The organism is Bacillus cereus group sp. MYBK79-1 (assembly GCF_051915365.1).
Lineage (GTDB): Bacteria > Bacillota > Bacilli > Bacillales > Bacillaceae_G > Bacillus_A.
The window spans coordinates 143,463-161,915 of sequence record NZ_JBQAEO010000003.1; the positions used below are offsets into that span (position 1 = coordinate 143,463).

Sequence of the window (18,453 nt, forward strand, 5' to 3'; positions counted from 1 at the left end):
AATTGGAAACGTTTTTCTGCTATAGTTGTAAATGGTTATGGAAATATTGTTTGAAATGTAATTCCGGCGCGTTTTTCTTTCTGTTTAAAATATTCTGATTTTACAATCTGGATTTTTAAAATAAAAGTCGAAAAAACGATCGATAAGAATTGCGAAAATTCACTTTTTTGTCGAATTTCAGATTTTTGATTGGATAAAAATGGTGTATACTTTCTTTGTGATTCTATGCAAAGAACACTTTAACCACATTTATATCTACTAGTTTCAAAAATAAATAGAATATCTATTTAAAAACTTATGGAACTAGTATTACATTCCTAAGGAGGAAATATATAAAATGGCAAAGACTAACTCTTACAAAAAAGTAATCGCTGGTACAATGACAGCAGCAATGGTAGCAGGTGTTGTTTCTCCAGTAGCAGCAGCAGGTAAAACATTCCCAGACGTTCAACCTGGTTCTTGGAGTGCAGAGTACATTGATTATTTAGTAGCAAAAAAAGCAATCGAAGGTAAGCCAGACGGAACATTCGCTCCAACGGAAGCAATTGATCGTGCTTCTGCAGCGAAAATTATGGCAATTACATTAGGTTTAGAAGTTAAAGATGGTGCAAAACCAACTTTCAAAGATGCTCAAGATTCATGGGCTGCTAAATATATCGCAGCTGTTGAAAAAGCTGGCATCATTCAAGGGGATGAAACTGGTAAGTTTAATCCAAACAACCAAATTAATCGTGCTTCTATGGCAACAATGATCGTAAAAGCATACAAATTAGACAGCAAAATAAGCGGAGAATTAGAAACTAAATTCCCTGATTTAATCCCTCACTGGGGTAAAGACGCTGCTAACATTTTAGTTGCTTTAGATATCACTAATGGTACTGGAAATGGTTGGGAGCCAGATAAAGCTGTGACTCGTGCAGAAGCTGCTAAATTCATTGCTAAGACTGACATGCAGTTCGGACAAAAAGAAGAAGCTAAAGTTGAGTCTATTAAAGCAATCAACGCTAAAGAGATCGAAGTTAAACTTGGCGCTACAGTAACAGAAGAAACTGTGAAGAACGCGAAATTTACTCTTTCTCAAGGAGCTAATAATGAAACACCAGTTAATGCAAAAATCGGTGAAGATAAAAAATCTGTAATCTTAACTATCGCTGATAATGCTAAATTACTTAAGAATGACAATGCTTATGTTGTAACTGTTGAAAACTTAAAAACTGCTGAAGGTAAAGAAATTCCAAAAGCATTAGAAGTTATCTTCTTTAACGATGTAGTAGCTCCAACTGTATCTACAGTATCTACTCCAGACGGAAAAGTTAAGGTTGTATTCAGTGAAAAATTAAATGAAACAAAAAGTGTAACTGTAGTAGTTAACGGTCAAAAAGTTGCAGGTACAGTGGTAAACAATACGTTCACTTCTACTAACGCTCTAAACCTTGAAAATGGTAAAGAATTCTCAATCATCGTAACTGGTGCTACAGATTTATCTGATAACACTATGGAAATGTACGAAGGTAAAGCTACTTACAAAGTAGAAAAAGATGTTACAGCTCCAGAAGTTAAAGATGTTAAAGTGAAAGAAATTACTGCTGAAGGTAAAGCAACATTAGAAGTTACTTTCTCAGAAGAGCTTGCTGAGAATGGTCAAGGAACAGTTGTAGTTAAAAAAGGTAAAGAAGCATTAGAATCTACAATTGCTCGTGATACGCAAGATAAAACAAAGGCAGTTATTGAAGTAACAGGCGCTCTTAAAGATAAAGAAACTGCTACAGATCTTACAGTTGAATTTGTTGGCTACAAAGATTTAGCTAACAACGTAGGTTCTAAAGTATCTAAAGTAGTAAAAGTTTCAAAAGACGTTGTAGCTCCTAGCCTTGTAAAAGTTGAAGCTGATCAAGATAAAGCAGCGACATTTACTTTTGACAAAGAAGTAAATGTACAAGACGGAAAACTTCGTGTGATTAACTTGGATACAAGTAAAGATGTAACTGCTGATGTAACTGTTGCAGAAGCTAAAGATAATAAAAAAGGTATTACATTAACATTCCCTGCAAAAGGTAACTACAAAGTAGCTGCTGCAAAAGGTCTTGTAAAAGATACAGCTGGTAATGAATCTGTAGCGTTTACTAAAGAAGTAAAAGTTGTAGAGAAACAAGAAGAAGGTAAAAAAGATGAAGTAGCACCAAAAGCAACTAAAGTTGAGCGTGTTGCAGATAGCAAAACTAAGTTTACAGTAACATTTGATAAAGAAGTAAAAGGTGGCCAAGGCGCTGATTCAGCTTCTAATGTAAACAACTACACTTTAGCTGGTGCTAAATTACCAGAAGGTACTTTAATCGTTGTTAATGCTGATGGAAAATCAGTAACAATTGAATTACCAGAAACATTCACTTTCGAAAAATCAGAAACAGTGAAATTCACAGTAGCTAACGTTGCAAATAAAGACGGAGTAAAAATGGGTACAACAAACCTATTATTAAATGTTGTAGATACAAAAGCTCCTGAATTCAAATCAGCTAAAATTACAAAAGTTGATGCTAAAGAAATCACTTTAACATTCTCTGAAGCTGTAAACATTGATACAAATGACTTCACAGTTGATTTAAATGGTGTAGCATTAACTGTAGCAAAAGCTGACGAAAAAGCAGAAACTGTAGTTCTTAAAGTAACAGCTCCAACAGATGTTAACTTAGCAACTGGTACAGTAACAGTAAAAGCTAAAGAACTAGAAAACAATGCTAAATATGAGTTCAAAACTACTGACAAAGCAGGAAATGCACTTGTTGCTTTCAAACCAGTAACAGCAACTCGCTAATTGAAATTTATTTCAATAGAAAGAGTCCACATAATGTGGGCTCTTTTTTTGTGGTTAATTTTTATATAAAACGATCTCTAAAAAATAAATCATCTTTTGCAGATTAGTAGTTAGTTTTATTGAGAAACAAATCGAAAGCGTTCTCAAAAATAGAAGAATACCTCATTGATATGTAAATTATTTGTAAATTCACACCTTTTTTTGTTAAAAAAAGATTCGAAAATAAGAATAAAATGTCGAAAAACAATAATTTCAGTCGAATATAGTCTGAAAATTGTATTTATTGTAAAAAATATTCAGGTGATGAAGTGGAAATATGTGCTATAATTCCAATTGTGTATTCGATATGAAAAATATACGAAGCGCAATGAGAGTGGTTTAAAGGAAAACAGTTTAATCATTTCTATATTTTAGTATTATTAATATCATAATAATACAATTTAAAGACTGAATTATCAGAATGTGTCGAATCTTCTTTTGAGAAAGTTCTTGATAACGAATGGTTTTGTATAGTATGATGAACTTGTTTCAAAAAATGGTATTTAAACCTTATATTTACATCTAACGGTTTGTATCATTTTATTATGTGAACTACTTTTCATTATAGTATTTTTGTTTGTGTTTTTATTGTTTTATGGCTTTTCTAACTAGCTAGTTTTCAAATTTAATATGATATGAAACTAGTAGCATATTCCTGAAGGAGGAAATTTATAAAATGGCAAAGACTAACTCTTACAAAAAAGTAATCGCAGGTACGATGACAGCAGCAATGGTAGCAGGTGTTGTTTCTCCAGTAGCAGCAGCAGGTAAATCATTCCCAGACGTTCCAGCTAATCATTGGGGATTAGATTCTATCAATTACTTAGTAGATAAAGGTGCAATTGAAGGTAAACCGGATGGTACATACGCTCCAGCTGAAGAGATTGACCGTGCTTCTGCTGCGAAAATTATGGCAATTACATTAGGTTTAAAAGTTGAAGAGGGTGCACAACCATCTTTCAAAGATGCTAAAAATCATTGGGCTTCTAAATACATTGCAGCTGTTGAAAAAGCGGGTGTTGTTAGAGGTGATGGTAAAGAAAACTTCTCTCCAGATAAAAAGATTGACCGTGCTTCTTTCGCTTCTATGATCGTAGGTGCTTATAACTTAAAAGATAAAGTTAACGGCGAGTTAGTTACAAAATTTGAAGATTTATTAGATCATTGGGGTGAAGAAAAAGCTAACATCCTAATCCACCTTGGACTTTCTGAAGGAACAGGCGGAAACAAATGGGAGCCAAATAAATCTGTATCTCGTGCAGAAGCAGCTAAATTTATCGCAGTAGCAGATAAAAAATATGGCAAAAAAGATAATGCACAAGCAAATGTAGCTGATGTGAAAATTTCTGAACCAGCGAAATTAACATTAACAGGAACTGGTTTAGATAAACTTGCTGCTGAAGATGTAACTCTTGAAGGAGACAAAGCTGTTGCAATCGAAGCAAGTGCTGACGGTACTTCTGCAGTTGTAACACTTGGTGGTAAAGTAGCTCCAAATAAAGATCTTACTGTAAAAGTGAAAAATCAATCATTCGTAACGAAATTCGTATACGAAGTTAAAAAATTAGCAGTTGAAAAACTTACATTTGATGATGATCGTGCTGGTCAAGCAGTTGCCTTCAAATTAAACGACGAAAAAGGTAACGCTGATGTTGAGTACTTAAACTTAGCAGACCATGACGTCAAATTTGTAGCAAATAACTTAGACGGTTCATCAGCAAACATCTTTGAAGGTGGAAAGTCTACTTCTACTACAGGTAAACTAGCTGTTGGCATTAAGCAAGGTGACTACAAAGTAGAAGTACAAGTTACAAAACGCGGTGGTTTAACAGTTTCTAACACTGGTATCATTACAGTGAAAAACCTTGATACACCAGCTTCTGCAATTAAAAATGTTGTATTTGCAGTAGATGCAGACAAAGATGGTGTTGTAAATTATGGTAGCAAGCTTTCTGGTAAAGATTTTGCTTTAAATAGCCAAACTTTAGTTGTTGGTGAAAAAGCATCTCTTAGTAAATTAGTTGCTACAATTGCTGGAGAAGATAAAGTAGTTGAGCCGGGCTCAATTAGCATTAAGTCTTCAAACCACGGTATTGTCTCTGTAGTAAACAACGACATTACTGCTGAAGCTGCTGGTGAAGCTACACTTACTATTAAAGTAGGTGACGTAACGAAAGATGTTAAATTTAAAGTAACGACTGATTCTCGTAAATTAGTATCAGTAAAAGCTAACCCAGATAAATTACAAGTTGTTCAAAATAAAGCATTACCTGTTACATTCGTAACAACTGACCAATATGGCGATCCATTTGGTGCTAACTCAGCTGCAATTAAAGAAGTTCTTCCGAAAACAGGTGTAGTTGCAGAAGGTGGATTAGATGTAGTAACAACGGATGCTGGCTCAATCGGTACAAAAGCTGTATCGGTTACAGGTAACGAAGTTGGCGAAGGTACAGTTCACTTCCAAAACGGCAATGGCGCTACTTTAGGTTCATTATATGTGAACGTAACAGAAGGTAACGTTGCATTTAAAAACTTTGAGCTTGTATCTAAAGTAGGTCAATACGGCCAATCACCTGATACAAAACTTGACCTAAATGTTTCTAGCACAGTTGCATATCAATTATCTAAGTACACTTCAGATCGCGTATACTCTGATCCAGAAAACTTAGAAGGTTATGTAGTTGAATCTAAAAATCCAGCTGTAGCTGAAGCTGAAATTGTTGGCAATAAAGTTGTTGTTACAGGTAAAACTCCAGGTAAAGTTGATATCCACTTAACGAAAAATGGTGCAACTGCTGGTAAAGCGACAATCGAAATCGTTCAAGAGACAATCGCTATTAAATCTGTAAACTTCAAACCAGTTCAAACAGAAAACTTCGTTGAGAAGAAAATCAACATCGGTACTGTATTAGAGCTTGAGAAGAGTAACCTTGATGATATCGTAAAAGGTATTAACTTAACGAAAGAAACACAACATAAAGTACGTGTTGTAAAATCTGGTACAGAGCAAGGTAAACTTTACCTAGATAGAAACGGTGATGCTGCATTTAATGCTGGCGATGTAAAACTTGGAGATGTAACAGTATCTCAAACAAGTGATTCTGCACTTCCAAACTTCAGTGCAGACATTTACAATACTTTAACTACTAAGTACACTGACAAAGGTACATTAGTATTCAAAGTATTAAAAGATAAAGATGTTATTACAAGCGAAATCGGTTCACAAGCTGTACACGTGAACGTGCTTAACAACCCAAATCTATAAGTCGATTATAGATAGAGTGAAAAATCAGTGGGGATTTATCACCACTGATTTTTTTCATAAATATCGAAAAGAAGCCTCTCGTAATTTTTACAAGAGGCTTCTTTTATTGCTTAAACTTAAACATATCCCCGCTCAAATTCGAATCACTATACACGAACAATACCATGTTAATATTGTTGTCTTTAATATATTGGTATACATCTTTTTCGTGATAGTGACGCAGGTCGAGGATAGATGTGTGTTTGAAGCTTTGTGCTAAGTGCGGCACGATTGCGTTTGCGAATGAGTCTTTTAGGACTAAGGCGCGTACTTCATTTGGTGCATTGTTATTTTCAAAGACGATTTCTGGATAGTCGTCTGTGTAATAACCTGCGTATGATGTTGTGTCTTTTTGTTTTTCTACGCCATATATGTCATCTAAGCTTTGATGAACAGTACCTTTCACATCTTTTGCGGTAACGCTCGTGAAGTTGAAACCATCTTTTGGTGTGTAGTAGCACAATTTTTCACCCGTTGCATCGATGAGTTGGTATAGTTGGTTGTTGAAGCTTCCGACTAAATGTTTATTTTGCGCACATGTACGAGTGTAGTCTTCTTTTTTTATTTCTTTTCCTTTATATATAGAAGATTGTTGCCCGATTGTGTTCATTATATATTGGTAGCCTAAGAAGGCACCGTCCATATTCCAATGATGATCTGTTTTGAAATACATGTCCTGTATTTCTTCGTTCGTATAGTTCTGTTTATAGTGTTCCATAAGTTTTATTGGCTTTACGTCAGCTGGAAGCTTTTTTAGAAAGTAATTTAAATTGTCTTGTGCATATGTGTGAATATGAGAAGGTAATTTAAATGATAATGCATTCGTTTTTGACGGTGGTAAAGCAAAGTAAAACTCAACATTTTGTTCTTTTAAAAACTGAGATAAGTCGTTTATAGCGGGCATGGATTGATCAATTTCATTATATTTTTTCGTCCATGCTGGATTTTTCAGGAGCCATTTATCATCAGTCAAAATAATGTCGTTAATGAGAGATTTGCCCATATTAATTTGGGCAATTGTATAGTTTTTAATAAATTCATCTCGTCCGATTAGTTGATCATTTGTGTATGTTTCAAAATCTTTAAAGAAGCTACCAGTTAGGAGAGCTTCTTTCGTCAGTGCTGGTTTTTGAGCGAGCGGCCGATTTTCAACTGGTGAAATGTCTCGGTCTGTTTTGAGTAACGATAATATGCCAAATGAAAAGATAATGGTGAGAAAACCGATAAACAGGATGAGGTTCCCCAATTTTTTCATAATAACTTTTCCTTCCTACATCAGTTAAAACCTGAAATAAATAAATGGGTTATATGTTGAGTTAATCAAGTACATAACCGAAATCATAAATAATGTTAATAGTAATATAGGACGTACAATTTGCATCGTGAACATATACGTTTTTGGCGCAAGTTCTAGTATGTTTTTCATTCGTTTTAAAATTGGTGTTGCTGCGATAAAGGCAATGAGAAATACGATAATGTATTCATGTACGTATAACATTGTATTGTCATCGATGAAAGATTGTCCCCCTATGCCGAACATCGCTTTTAAATATTGGAATGAGTAAGCGAAGTTGTCAGCTCGGAAGAAGACCCAACCGATCATAACGATTAGTAATACGTATGCATGTTGCAGCGGTTTCCATAGTTTGTTTAATATTTTTTCGAATCCAGCTTTTTCAATTGAAATAATAAAGCCGTAATATAAGCCCCATGCGATAAATGTCCAGCTGGCCCCGTGCCATAAACCAGTTAATCCCCATACGATGAAGAGGTTACGATAATTCGCTAGTTTTGAAACGCGGTTTCCACCGAGCGGGATATATATGTAATCGCGGAACCAAGAGCCAAGTGTAATATGCCATCTTCTCCAAAATTCTGAAATAGATTTTGAGATGTACGGATAGTTGAAGTTTTTCGGGAAATCAAATCCGAACATTTTTCCAATTCCGATTGCCATATCAGAGTACCCTGAGAAATCGAAATAAATTTGCAGGGTGTAGGCGATAATACCAATCCATGCCGTTCCAACACTTATTTCAGATGGTGGTAAGGCAAATATTTTATCGGCGACAAATCCGACCTGGTTGGCAATTAATATCTTTTTTGCTAGTCCGAGAACGAAAATTTGAATACCTTCTGTGAATCGTTCAAAAGAATGGATGCGTGTTTTAATTTGCTCAGCGACGATATTGTAACGAACAATTGGTCCGGCAATAAGCTGAGGGAAAATAGATATATATAGCGCTAAGTTAAGTGGATTTTTTTGAACATCCCCATCTTTACGGTATATATCGATGACATAGGACATCGCTTGGAATGTATAAAATGAAATTCCAATTGGTAGTGGAATAGGTTCCACATGAATAGATAAGTGCAAGACATTGTTTAAAATGTCTGTGAAAAATGAAATATATTTAAAATAAGAAAGTAATAAAATATTTCCGACCACAGCCATAATTAAAAATGTGACTTTCATATTTTTTCGTTTATCATAATGATGCACGAGTAGGCCAAAGCAGTAGTTTAATACGATGGAAAAGAGCATTAAAAGAACGAAACGCGGTTCGCCCCATGCATAGAAAATTAAACTAAATGCAAGTAATATGAAATTACGTAGCTCTGCACGCACTATAAAATAGAGAAATAATACGAGAGGTAAAAAGATAAATAAGAAAATCGAACTACTAAATACCAAAGGACTCTCCTCACTTTTTCGAAATACATTTCGTGCAAAAAAACCGACATATCTATTATATATTCTTTTATATAATAGTGCCTTTAATATTTTAGCATGTTAATAATTCGATTAAAATAATTCTTCTATATAAATAGTTTCTAATTTCATACATAAGAAAGTGTGCCATTTAGTGTTTTTTAAATGAAAAAGAAGGTATTTGAGTGATTTATGGGAATTATTAATTGTGAGATAAGAGAAGTGACATAATTAGGGAGGAGAAGAATGAGTAAATTCGGATTGTACGGTAAGTTTATTGTGGAAGAAAGTAACCAGGAAGAATTAACGAATATTTTGCTAGAGGCTGCGGAATCAATGAACGCACTTCATAGTTGTGAGGTGTATATTGTAAGTACTGCTGATGACGAGCCGAATGCTGTATATGTTTTTGAAGTATGGAGTAATGAAGAAGCACATAAAGCATCTTTAATGTTAGAGTCTACACAAAATTTAATTAAGCGAGCAAAACCAATGATTACTGGAGCAGAAAGAATTAGCACTTTGAATGCTAGAGGCGGTAAAGGGTTGGAATAGAAAAGAAGCAGCATCCAAGTAGATGCTGCTTCTTTCTATTCTATTTCTAAATCAACAATTAAGTAAGCAAGTATTACAACGAAGAAAATACTAACGGCTGGTGCTGTTAACACGTGTCCAGACATAAAGGCGATACCAAGCGATAAGACGAGTGTGCTAGCTAGTAGCATATGTTTTACGCTAAATAGTTTCTGGAAGTTTGTGATCAAGCGAATGAATATTTTTATACCGAAATAAAGAAGCGGCAGTAAGTACATAAGGAAGCCTACAATTCCGAATGCAAAGAATAGGTCGTGGAAATCCATTTCGACTAACTTCATTTTCGTTGTATAGTTACCAGCGTAGCCCATTCCAAATAGTTTTTGAGATAGTGGTGCTTCTTTATAGTATTGTTTATATACTTTTAAAAACTTGTCACGATCACTATAAATTAAACTCTTCATTTCAGAGTCTGTTAGTTCGCCTTGCTTATGTTCTTCTTCTTGAACTTCTTTACCTTCTTTTCGGTCTTTTTCTTCTTGTACTGATTTTTTATATTCATATATTTGTAAGTGGATGCTCATGTTTTTTGCGATAGGAGTTTGCGGTGTAAGAACGAGTAAACCACCTAATACGATAGCAGCAACAACTGTGTTTACAAGATATGTGAATCCTTTTCCTTCCTTTTTACGATGCATCATATATTGAATGAATGAGAATAGTAGTGCAACGCCGAGTGTAACAATAATTGCACCATATCCTACTTTCGTTCCGACCATAAGGCTTGCATACATCGCGAGTACAGTTGGAATCCAGTAATAGAATTTCGAGAAAGACGTTGTTTTATGAATTGAGTATAAGACGACGATTGGGAACATAATTGCAAAAATAGCACTTAAATCATTCCCCGCAAAGAACCAGCCTCTTGAACCGATCTTTGAGTGCGGGTAGCTTTGGAAGTCTGTACCCGTTACCATCGCTGCAATGAGTGAAATACTCAAAATTAATGTTGCATATAAGAAATAGGTAATCATTTTATGAAATACATATTCGTTATTTTTTAATTCCTTTAGTGCGATAATATATCCAAACAGTAGTACAATTGGATATACACTTTTCAAAATAAATTTCACTTCTTCTCCAAATGAAACTGGAGATTTAACCATTAAATTATTCAAAAGGCCGATTGCGAGTACGATGCCAAAGAGACATAAATAAAGAATATACTTTTTCGCGCCTTGTTGTTTATGGTGAAGAAGTAGATAACCTAATGCAAGAAGCATAAAGGCGAAACGGACTACGATTCCGACTGTTGCGCTCATGTGTAATACATAGATTGAAAAAGACGTTAATAAATCTAAGATTGGTTGAAACACGATGAATAGCAGTAGGAAATGCGGGAAGGAATTAGCCGTCTGTTTTAACTTAGTAACCATATGTTCCTCCATTTCTTCATTCCTTTATTTCAGCACCCCTCTATTAATAGGAAGGGGAATGAATTTCTTTTTATATCAGACTTAAGGATACACCATTTCATTGTAATGGTAAATAGATGAGAAGAGGCGATAAACCGACTTTAATTGCTATATTTTTTAACGGAATTGTATGTTTTATACAAGGTTATATACACAATACAAGATTATTAGACAGAAAATTAAGAAAAAAGAAGGGTTTTGTACATGCTTTCTATAATTATATAAGTATAATCTTTATGTAGAAAAGAGGGGTATATATAATGGAAGTAACAAGTAAAACAGAATCTGTCATTGTGAAATATGAAGGGCACGTTGCAACGGTAATGGTCAATCGCCCAGAGGTGTTAAATGCATTAGATGAGCCAACATTAAAAGAGTTATTACAAAAACTGAAAGAAGTAGCGGAGAGTTCTGCGCATATTGTTGTGTTATGCGGGAACGGCCGTGGTTTTTCTGCGGGCGGAGATATTAAATCGATGCTCTCAAGTAATGATGAAAGTAAGTTTGATGGTATTATGAATACTATTTCTGAAGTCGTTGTGACTTTATATACGATGCCAAAGCTTGTGATTAGTGCGATTCATGGACCAACTGCTGGTCTTGGATTAAGTATTGCATTAACAGCTGACTATGTGATGGCGGATATTTCATCCATTATTGCGATGAACTTTATTGGAATCGCTTTAATTCCAGATGGTGGCGGCCATTTCTTCCTGCAAAAGCGCGTCGGTGAAAATATGACGAAGCAAATTATTTGGGAAGGAAAGAAATTATCAGCAACAGAAGCGCTTGATATTGGTTTAATTGATGAAGTGATCGGTGAGGATTTCCAAACGGCTGTGAAGCAAAAAATTAGTGAATGGTCACGAAAACCGATCAAAGCAATGGTTCAAACGAAGCAAATTTTATGTGAAGTAAATCGTTCTAATTTAGAACAAACGCTTCAACTTGAAAAGCGTGGCCAATATGCGATGAGACAAACAGCGGATCATAAAGAAGGCATTGCTGCATTTTTAGAAAAACGTTTACCAGCATTTAAAGGGGAATAAAGTGAAATTTTAATGAATGGTCGTTTTACTGCTGGTTAATTTAAGGTAAAGGGGAGAAAGTGCTAACACATTTTAGTATAATTGTGTTAGCACTTTTTTTAAGGAGTAATATATGAAGAAAATTATCGGTGTTATCGGCATGATTGTCATAGCATATTATGCCTTGCATAGTACACCATCTATGGCGGTGCGAACTGCTTTGTTTTTTGAAGGACATCCAAGCGTTGCGTTTTCTGGCGGGGTGACGAAAGAAACAGATGTGAAAAAAGAAGCAATTCCAACTGAGTACCAAACTTTATATGGCAAGGAAGAAGAAGGATCAGAGCACTATTTCTTTCCGCACGTAAGAGCAAAAGGATCAGGAATTGATATGATTAGTGCATGTGTGACGAAGAAATGGTTTTTCTATACAGCAGAGCTCGGATGTTATTAAACATAGGGGGATAAATGATGTCAGCATATAACAAGTTAGTAAGAGATCGTGTTCCAGAGAAGATTTTGATGTCTGGAAAAACATATACAGCACAAAAGTTAACAGGACACGCATACATACAAGCTTTAGCGAAAATTGGAACGGAAGAAATTCGTGAATTTGCTTCTATGAAAGAGCGTGAACATGCGCTTGATTCTCTTGCGGATGCACTGGAAGTTATTATCTCATTAGCGCGTGCAGAAGGTGCAACCATTGAAGATGTAGAACGTCTTCGTAAGCAAAAAGAAATAGAGCGCGGTGGGTTTGAAAGAGGCATTTATTTATTAGATGTTTCAGAAGAATAGTTTGATAGAAAGCATAGTGTTCATGAATAACGCTATGTTTTTTTGTTAAAGTGAATTTTAATATAATTTAGAAAATTAAACTATATGAGTAGAGGATTTATAGTAAATTCGGTATACTAAATAATAGGAAAAATGAGGAGGAAACGACAATGGCACATCATGCGAAAGAAACGATGGAACTTATTAAAGAGCTTGTCTCTATTCCGAGTCCATCTGGAAATACAGAGAAAATCATTCGTTTTATTGAAAACTATGTAAGTGAGTGGAATGTAGAAACGAAGCGTAACAATAAAGGCGCGCTCATTTTAACGGTAAAAGGGAAAAATGATGCACAGCACCGTTTATTAACGGCACACGTTGACACGTTAGGTGCGATGGTGAAAGAAATTAAGCCTGACGGTCGTCTAAGTCTTTCAATGATTGGTGGATTTCGCTGGAACTCTGTAGAAGGAGAATATTGCGAAATTGAAACATCAAGTGGCAAGACGTATACAGGAACGATTTTAATGCATCAAACATCTGTGCATGTATATAAAGATGCAGGTGAAGCGAAACGCGATGAGAAAAATATTGAGGTTCGTATTGATGAACGCGTATTTTCAGCTGATGAAGTACGCGAATTAGGAATTGAAGTAGGAGACTTCGTTTCATTTGACCCGCGCGTTCAAATTACAGAGAGTGGATACATAAAATCACGTCATTTAGATGACAAAGTAAGTGTTGCGATTCTATTGAAATTAATTAAGAGATTACAAGACGAAAACGTAACATTACCATATACAACGCATTTCTTAATTTCTAATAATGAAGAGATTGGATACGGTGGTAATTCTAATATTCCAGAAGAAACGGTTGAATATTTAGCGGTTGATATGGGGGCGTTAGGTGATGGACAAGCATCTGACGAATATACAGTATCTATTTGTGCAAAAGACTCTAGCGGTCCGTATCATTATGCGCTGCGTAAACATTTAGTAGAGCTTGCGAAGACGAACAATATTGAATATAAAGTAGATATTTATCCGTACTATGGATCGGATGCATCAGCTGCGATTCACGCTGGATTTGATGTGAAACATGCATTAATTGGAGCAGGTATTGATTCTTCTCATGCATTTGAGCGTACACATGAAAGTTCAATTGCACATACAGAAGCACTTGTTTATTCATATGTATTATCAGAGATGATTGCGGAATAAGAAAAGAAATAGGCTGCTAGAGGTAGCCTATTTTTTTGCAGAGAAATCGACATATGGGTGTCGATTTAAAACTAGCTTAAACGACTATATTCAACAAAAAGTAAATTAATTGTATTTTATTTTACAATATTAAGAAAGTAGGTTTACTACATAATTCGAGTATTATAAAATAATAGAGGCGCACTAATTTTTTTTTTTTGTTCGTATTTATTATGATTTATATATTAAGATTACGCGTTATTAAAAAATGATTGTCGAGAGGAGTATTATTTTTTATGAAGTATCGTGCAGTCGCGGCAGGTATTTTAGCCGCAAGTTTATTATCGTCTCCAGTAAGTAGTTTCGCAGCAGCGAAGAAGTTTTCGGATGTTCCTACATGGGCGCAAGAATCAGTTGATTATTTAGTAGGTAAAAAAGCGCTTGATGGAAAGCCAGATGGAACGTTTTCTCCATCTGAAGCAGTAGATAGAGGATCAGCTGCAAAAATCTTAGCAGTCGTTCTTGGTTTACCAATTGATCCAAAAGCAAAACCATCTTTTAAAGATGCACAAAGCCATTGGGCAGCACCGTACATTGCGGCAGTGGAAAAAGCAGGTGCAATTAATGGAGATGGTACTGGTAATTTCAATCCATTCGGCAAAATGAACCGTGCATCTATGGCATCTATGTTGGTACAAGCGTACTCATTAGATAAGAAGATTATTGGAGAACTTCCAACACAGTTTAAAGATTTAGAACCTCATTGGGGTAAGAACCAAGCTAATATTTTAGTAGCTTTAGAGATTTCTAATGGTACGGGAAATGGCTGGAATCCTGAAGGAACTGTAACTCGTGCAGAAACAGCTCAGTTCATTGCAAAGGCTGATAAAGATAAAACAAATACATCAAAAAGAATGTATATGAACAGAAACTTTATTACATATCATCAACCATCATTATCTTCTGGTATTACTGACGTTCAGCATAAGCCACAAATGGTTGAAGTGAAAGAGCAAAGAGCAGACGGCTGGTTGAAAATTGTAACAAGTAAAGGTGAGAAGTGGACACCTTTACAAGAAAAAATAGAAAAGATTAACCAAAACTTTACTGCATATGAAACAGCTTCACATAGTTCTAAAGTGCTAGGAACATATAATGCACAAACAGTAACGATTATGGAAGAGAGTGGTAGCTGGATTCGTATTCGCGTAGGCGCTGGATTCCAGTGGGTTGATAAAAATCAATTAAACCCAGGGAAGCAAGGTAACTTCTTAGAAGGTAAAGCGATTATTATTGATCCAGGTCACGGTGGAATGGACTCGGGTAATCCTGGTTATTATGAGAAAGAAAGTGAAACTGTATTAGATGTATCATTACGATTACAGAAAATATTTGAGAAAAAGACACCATTTACTGTGATGTTCACTCGTACAGATAATACACGCCCAGGAACAAGTGGTCCTGATTCATTAAAAAAACGTGTAGAGTTTGCGCAGGAACATAATGGAGATATTTTTGTAAGTATCCATGGTAATGGTTCTAAAAAGAAAGATGGACACGGTACAGAAACATTCTATTATGCAGCAGCACCGACAAGATCAACGAATCCATATGTAGATGAAAGTCGTTTATTAGCACAAAAAATTCAAGACCGTCTTGTGAAAGCACTTGGAACAACAGATCGTGGTGTGAAAAAAGGTGATCTATATGTAATTAGAGAAAATACAATGCCGGCTGTATTAGCAGAATTAGCATTTGTAGATAATAAAAGTGATGCAGATAAAATCGCTACACCAAAACAGAGACAAGCTGCAGCAGAAGCGATTTATCAAGGTATTTTAGATTACTACGAAGCAATGGGTAATAACGTATCTTCTTTCCGTTAATACATCAAAAGAGATTGCCAAATGGCAGTCTCTTTTATTTATTAACGTTTCTCTTTATTTCCGGCATGTGATATCATTTAATTTTATGAAAAAGTATTGTAGCAATTGTAATTATAACGATATAGAGGATGATCATAGATTGAATAATCATAGTAAAACACCTGCATGTATATATACGTATGCATTTCGCGAGGAGGAGCGTGCTTTATGTTACTTGGAAATGCGCTCGTTCTTTGGAACGGAGTCTCACGTTAATATTTTGAAAAGTGATGTCAAAATTGAACCGAGTAGAAGTGCGTTTATAAAAGAGCGCGTTGAGGTTATGTATGAAGGAGACGACTTAGAAAGTATTCTAAAACAAGTGGAACAAATTGATTTGGCGGGGGCGTCATTTAAAGTTATCTTCGTGAAAATCAATGACCTTGGGAAAGAAAATAAAATTGAATATGGGGAAAGACGTCTCATTGAACGCGACCTCGGTATGCATATTGAAGGAGAAGCGGATGTTCGTAATCCAGAGCGTGTATTCGGGATTGTTCCTCTTGGAGGACGTTGGTACTTCGGGCATTATGTAGAAAGCGAGCCAGTTTGGTATCATCACATAAAAAAACCACATAGTTATTCGACATCTCTTAGTACACGTGTTGCGAGATCAGTTGCCAATATCGCTGTACCAAATCCAGAGGGAGTACGAGCAATTGACCCGTGCTGTGGTATTGGAACAGTAGTAGTAGAAGCACTCTCTATGGGAATTAACATCGTTGGTAGAGATATAAATCCACTTGTAGTGCTTGGAACGAGAAAAAACATCGCACATTTCGGGTTTGAAGGAACAGTAACAAAAGGTCCAATCGAGGAAATTACTGAGAACTACGACGTTGCCATTATCGATATGCCGTACGACCTATTTACGCACGCAACACCAGAAGACCAACTCTCCATTCTTTCAAGTGCACGCCGCATCGCTAAAAAGGTAGTCGTTGTCACGATGGAAACAATGGACGACATGATCCATGAAGCAGGATTCGAAATTACAGATCGCTGTGTTACAAGAAAAGGATCATTTACTAGACAAATTCTCGTTTGTGAATAAGAAAGGAAGGTCACCCGTTTGGGTGACCTTTTTTGGTTTGTATTGATGTGTGATTGGTTGGTAGTTTAGATAGATGAATTAGCGAAATTTGTCGGTAAGTCGATATTCCATGTCGAATCGTCGATATATTTAAAAAATCGTTGATATATTGTGCTGAATCGTTGATATATTTCGAGAATCGTAGATATCGTTACATTAGTATATTACTGTTCTTTTAATTTTTCTTGTTGTGCGATTAATAAATTGCGTAAGACGTGTCCGCGGTAACTTTCTAGTTTTCTCCCTTCGTGATAGCGCACACCTAATTTTTTTAGCTCGGCTACGTACCAGCCTTTTGTTCCGTAGTACATTGGATCACTTCCTTTTTGCTTTTGAACAGTATATGTTGGGGGTGGAAGTAACTTTCCAATGAAAATAATAAGCCTAGTTGTATCAAGGTGTTCCATAAAATAGTTTCCGGACATTGTATAAAAAAATAGACAGTAGTGTATGCTTTTTTACACAATGTATACAAATTTATACCCTATGCGTTGGCATGATATTTGCAATGAAAATAGTATCAACTTATAGGGGAGAGATAGAAATGAAGGTTAGTAAAGTGTACACGACAATTGATGCTCACGTAGCTGGGGAGCCGCTGCGAATTATTACAGGCGGCGTGCCAGAAATAAAAGGGGAAACGCAGCTAGAAAGACGTGCGTACTGTATGGAACATTTGGATCATCTTCGCGAAGTTCTTATGTATGAACCGAGAGGGCATCACGGTATGTACGGTTGTATCATTACTCCGCCTGCGAGTGCTCACGCTGATTTTGGCGTATTATTTATGCACAATGAAGGCTGGAGTACGATGTGTGGTCATGGCATTATTGCTGTTATTACAGTCGGAATTGAAACTGGTATGTTTGAAGTGACAGGTGAGAAACAAAAATTCATTATTGATAGCCCTGCTGGGGAAGTCATTGCGTACGCAACATATAACGGGAGCGAAGTAGAGTCCGTATCATTTGAAAATGTCCCTTCATTTGTATACAAAAAAGACGTTCCTATTAAAATAGATAACTATGAGTTTCAAGTAGATATCGCGTTTGGCGGAGCATTCTACGCGGTAGTAGATAGTAAAGAATTTGGCTTGAAAGTCGATTTCAAAGACTTATCTGCTATTCAAATGTGGGGCGGTAAAATTAAGCACTACATTGAGAGCCAAATGGAAGTAAAGCACCCGCTTGAAGAAGGGTTAAAAGGAATATACGGCGTTATTTTCTCAGATGAACCGAAAGGAAAAGACGCTAGCTTACGAAATGTAACGATTTTTGCTGACGGGCAAGTAGATCGTTCTCCTTGTGGCACAGGAACTTCTGCAAGAATCGCAACTCTTTTTGAAAGGGATGCCCTGCAAAAGGGAGAGATTTTCGTCCACGAATGCATTACTGACGGGAAATTCGAGGGGGAAGTATTGTCCGTAACAGCTGTAGATACATATGAAGCTGTCGTTCCGAAAGTAACGGGGCATGCATTTATTACAGGATTTCATCAGTTCGTTGTAGACCCGAGAGATGATTTGAATGGGGGATTTTTGTTAGGATAAGA

The 18,453-nt window shown here is 35.9% G+C and carries 14 protein-coding genes; 10 read left to right on the forward strand and 4 right to left on the reverse strand.

Annotation, left to right across the window (positions count from 1 at the left end):
- Positions 1–337 precede the first annotated feature (337 nt).
- Positions 338–2,812: an S-layer homology domain-containing protein gene (locus tag ACTFOB_RS07560; protein WP_440026424.1), complete on the forward strand. Its 2,475-nt coding sequence runs from the start codon at positions 338–340 to the stop codon at positions 2,810–2,812.
- A gap of 715 nt (positions 2,813–3,527) precedes the next feature.
- Entirely contained in the window at positions 3,528–6,119 is a 2,592-nt protein-coding gene (locus tag ACTFOB_RS07565; protein ID WP_440026426.1) for an S-layer homology domain-containing protein, read from the forward strand.
- A gap of 103 nt (positions 6,120–6,222) precedes the next feature.
- On the opposite strand, the gene patB1 is transcribed toward ACTFOB_RS07565, so the two are convergent.
- Positions 6,223–7,413, reverse strand: coding sequence for a secondary cell wall polysaccharide O-acetyltransferase PatB1 (gene patB1, locus ACTFOB_RS07570; protein WP_440026428.1), 1,191 nt, complete (start codon positions 7,411–7,413; stop codon positions 6,223–6,225).
- A gap of 24 nt (positions 7,414–7,437) precedes the next feature.
- Entirely contained in the window at positions 7,438–8,853 is a 1,416-nt protein-coding gene (locus tag ACTFOB_RS07575; protein WP_440026430.1) for an MBOAT family O-acyltransferase, read from the reverse strand.
- Between the two features lie 264 nt (positions 8,854–9,117).
- Between ACTFOB_RS07575 and ACTFOB_RS07580 the strand changes: the two genes are divergently transcribed.
- Positions 9,118–9,426, forward strand: coding sequence for a putative quinol monooxygenase (locus ACTFOB_RS07580; protein ID WP_440026432.1), 309 nt, complete (start codon positions 9,118–9,120; stop codon positions 9,424–9,426).
- Between the two features lie 35 nt (positions 9,427–9,461).
- Here ACTFOB_RS07580 and ACTFOB_RS07585 read toward each other — a convergent pair whose 3' ends face one another.
- Positions 9,462–10,841: an O-antigen ligase family protein gene (locus tag ACTFOB_RS07585; RefSeq protein WP_440026434.1), complete on the reverse strand. Its 1,380-nt coding sequence runs from the start codon at positions 10,839–10,841 to the stop codon at positions 9,462–9,464.
- Between the two features lie 299 nt (positions 10,842–11,140).
- On the opposite strand from ACTFOB_RS07585, the gene ACTFOB_RS07590 reads away from it, so the two are divergent.
- From ACTFOB_RS07590 to ACTFOB_RS07615, 6 genes are all read left to right on the forward strand, one after another.
- Complete coding sequence (locus ACTFOB_RS07590) at positions 11,141–11,929, forward strand: enoyl-CoA hydratase (RefSeq protein WP_048526430.1); 789 nt, start codon at positions 11,141–11,143, stop codon at positions 11,927–11,929.
- Between the two features lie 112 nt (positions 11,930–12,041).
- On the forward strand, positions 12,042–12,362 hold the full coding sequence (locus tag ACTFOB_RS07595) for a hypothetical protein (RefSeq protein ID WP_151631510.1): 321 nt from the start codon (positions 12,042–12,044) through the stop codon (positions 12,360–12,362).
- A gap of 17 nt (positions 12,363–12,379) precedes the next feature.
- Complete coding sequence (locus tag ACTFOB_RS07600) at positions 12,380–12,706, forward strand: nucleoside triphosphate pyrophosphohydrolase (protein WP_001277346.1); 327 nt, start codon at positions 12,380–12,382, stop codon at positions 12,704–12,706.
- Positions 12,707–12,855: 149 nt separating this feature from the next.
- Positions 12,856–13,905, forward strand: a complete 1,050-nt coding sequence (locus ACTFOB_RS07605) for a M42 family metallopeptidase (protein ID WP_098903350.1) — start codon at positions 12,856–12,858, stop codon at positions 13,903–13,905.
- A 275-nt stretch (positions 13,906–14,180) separates the two neighbouring features.
- Entirely contained in the window at positions 14,181–15,770 is a 1,590-nt protein-coding gene (locus ACTFOB_RS07610) for an N-acetylmuramoyl-L-alanine amidase (RefSeq protein ID WP_440026438.1), read from the forward strand.
- Between the two features lie 139 nt (positions 15,771–15,909).
- Positions 15,910–16,863 (forward strand): TRM11 family SAM-dependent methyltransferase, encoded by a 954-nt coding sequence (locus ACTFOB_RS07615; RefSeq protein ID WP_440026440.1) that lies wholly within the window; start codon positions 15,910–15,912, stop codon positions 16,861–16,863.
- A 203-nt stretch (positions 16,864–17,066) separates the two neighbouring features.
- Here the strand turns inward: ACTFOB_RS07615 and ACTFOB_RS07620 are convergent, their stop codons facing one another.
- Positions 17,067–17,309, reverse strand: a complete 243-nt coding sequence (locus tag ACTFOB_RS07620; RefSeq protein WP_151631505.1) for a YflJ family protein — start codon at positions 17,307–17,309, stop codon at positions 17,067–17,069.
- Between the two features lie 89 nt (positions 17,310–17,398).
- Here ACTFOB_RS07620 and ACTFOB_RS07625 point away from each other — a divergent pair, with 89 nt between their 5' ends.
- Positions 17,399–18,451 (forward strand): proline racemase family protein, encoded by a 1,053-nt coding sequence (locus tag ACTFOB_RS07625; RefSeq protein ID WP_440026442.1) that lies wholly within the window; start codon positions 17,399–17,401, stop codon positions 18,449–18,451.
- Positions 18,452–18,453 lie beyond the last annotated feature (2 nt).

What these genes read in the sequence shown, in the direction of transcription:
- ACTFOB_RS07560 (WP_440026424.1), top strand. Translation starts at nt 338, where the DNA reads ATGGCAAAGACTAACTCTTACAAAAAAGTAATCGCTGGTACAATGACA.
- ACTFOB_RS07565 (WP_440026426.1), top strand. Translation starts at nt 3,528, where the DNA reads ATGGCAAAGACTAACTCTTACAAAAAAGTAATCGCAGGTACGATGACA.
- patB1 (WP_440026428.1), bottom strand. Translation starts at nt 7,413, where the DNA reads ATGAAAAAATTGGGGAACCTCATCCTGTTTATCGGTTTTCTCACCATT.
- ACTFOB_RS07580 (WP_440026432.1), top strand. Translation starts at nt 9,118, where the DNA reads ATGAGTAAATTCGGATTGTACGGTAAGTTTATTGTGGAAGAAAGTAAC.
- ACTFOB_RS07585 (WP_440026434.1), bottom strand. Translation starts at nt 10,841, where the DNA reads ATGGTTACTAAGTTAAAACAGACGGCTAATTCCTTCCCGCATTTCCTA.
- ACTFOB_RS07590 (WP_048526430.1), top strand. Translation starts at nt 11,141, where the DNA reads ATGGAAGTAACAAGTAAAACAGAATCTGTCATTGTGAAATATGAAGGG.
- ACTFOB_RS07595 (WP_151631510.1), top strand. Translation starts at nt 12,042, where the DNA reads ATGAAGAAAATTATCGGTGTTATCGGCATGATTGTCATAGCATATTAT.
- ACTFOB_RS07600 (WP_001277346.1), top strand. Translation starts at nt 12,380, where the DNA reads ATGTCAGCATATAACAAGTTAGTAAGAGATCGTGTTCCAGAGAAGATT.
- ACTFOB_RS07605 (WP_098903350.1), top strand. Translation starts at nt 12,856, where the DNA reads ATGGCACATCATGCGAAAGAAACGATGGAACTTATTAAAGAGCTTGTC.
- ACTFOB_RS07610 (WP_440026438.1), top strand. Translation starts at nt 14,181, where the DNA reads ATGAAGTATCGTGCAGTCGCGGCAGGTATTTTAGCCGCAAGTTTATTA.
- ACTFOB_RS07620 (WP_151631505.1), bottom strand. Translation starts at nt 17,309, where the DNA reads ATGGAACACCTTGATACAACTAGGCTTATTATTTTCATTGGAAAGTTA.
- ACTFOB_RS07625 (WP_440026442.1), top strand. Translation starts at nt 17,399, where the DNA reads ATGATATTTGCAATGAAAATAGTATCAACTTATAGGGGAGAGATAGAA.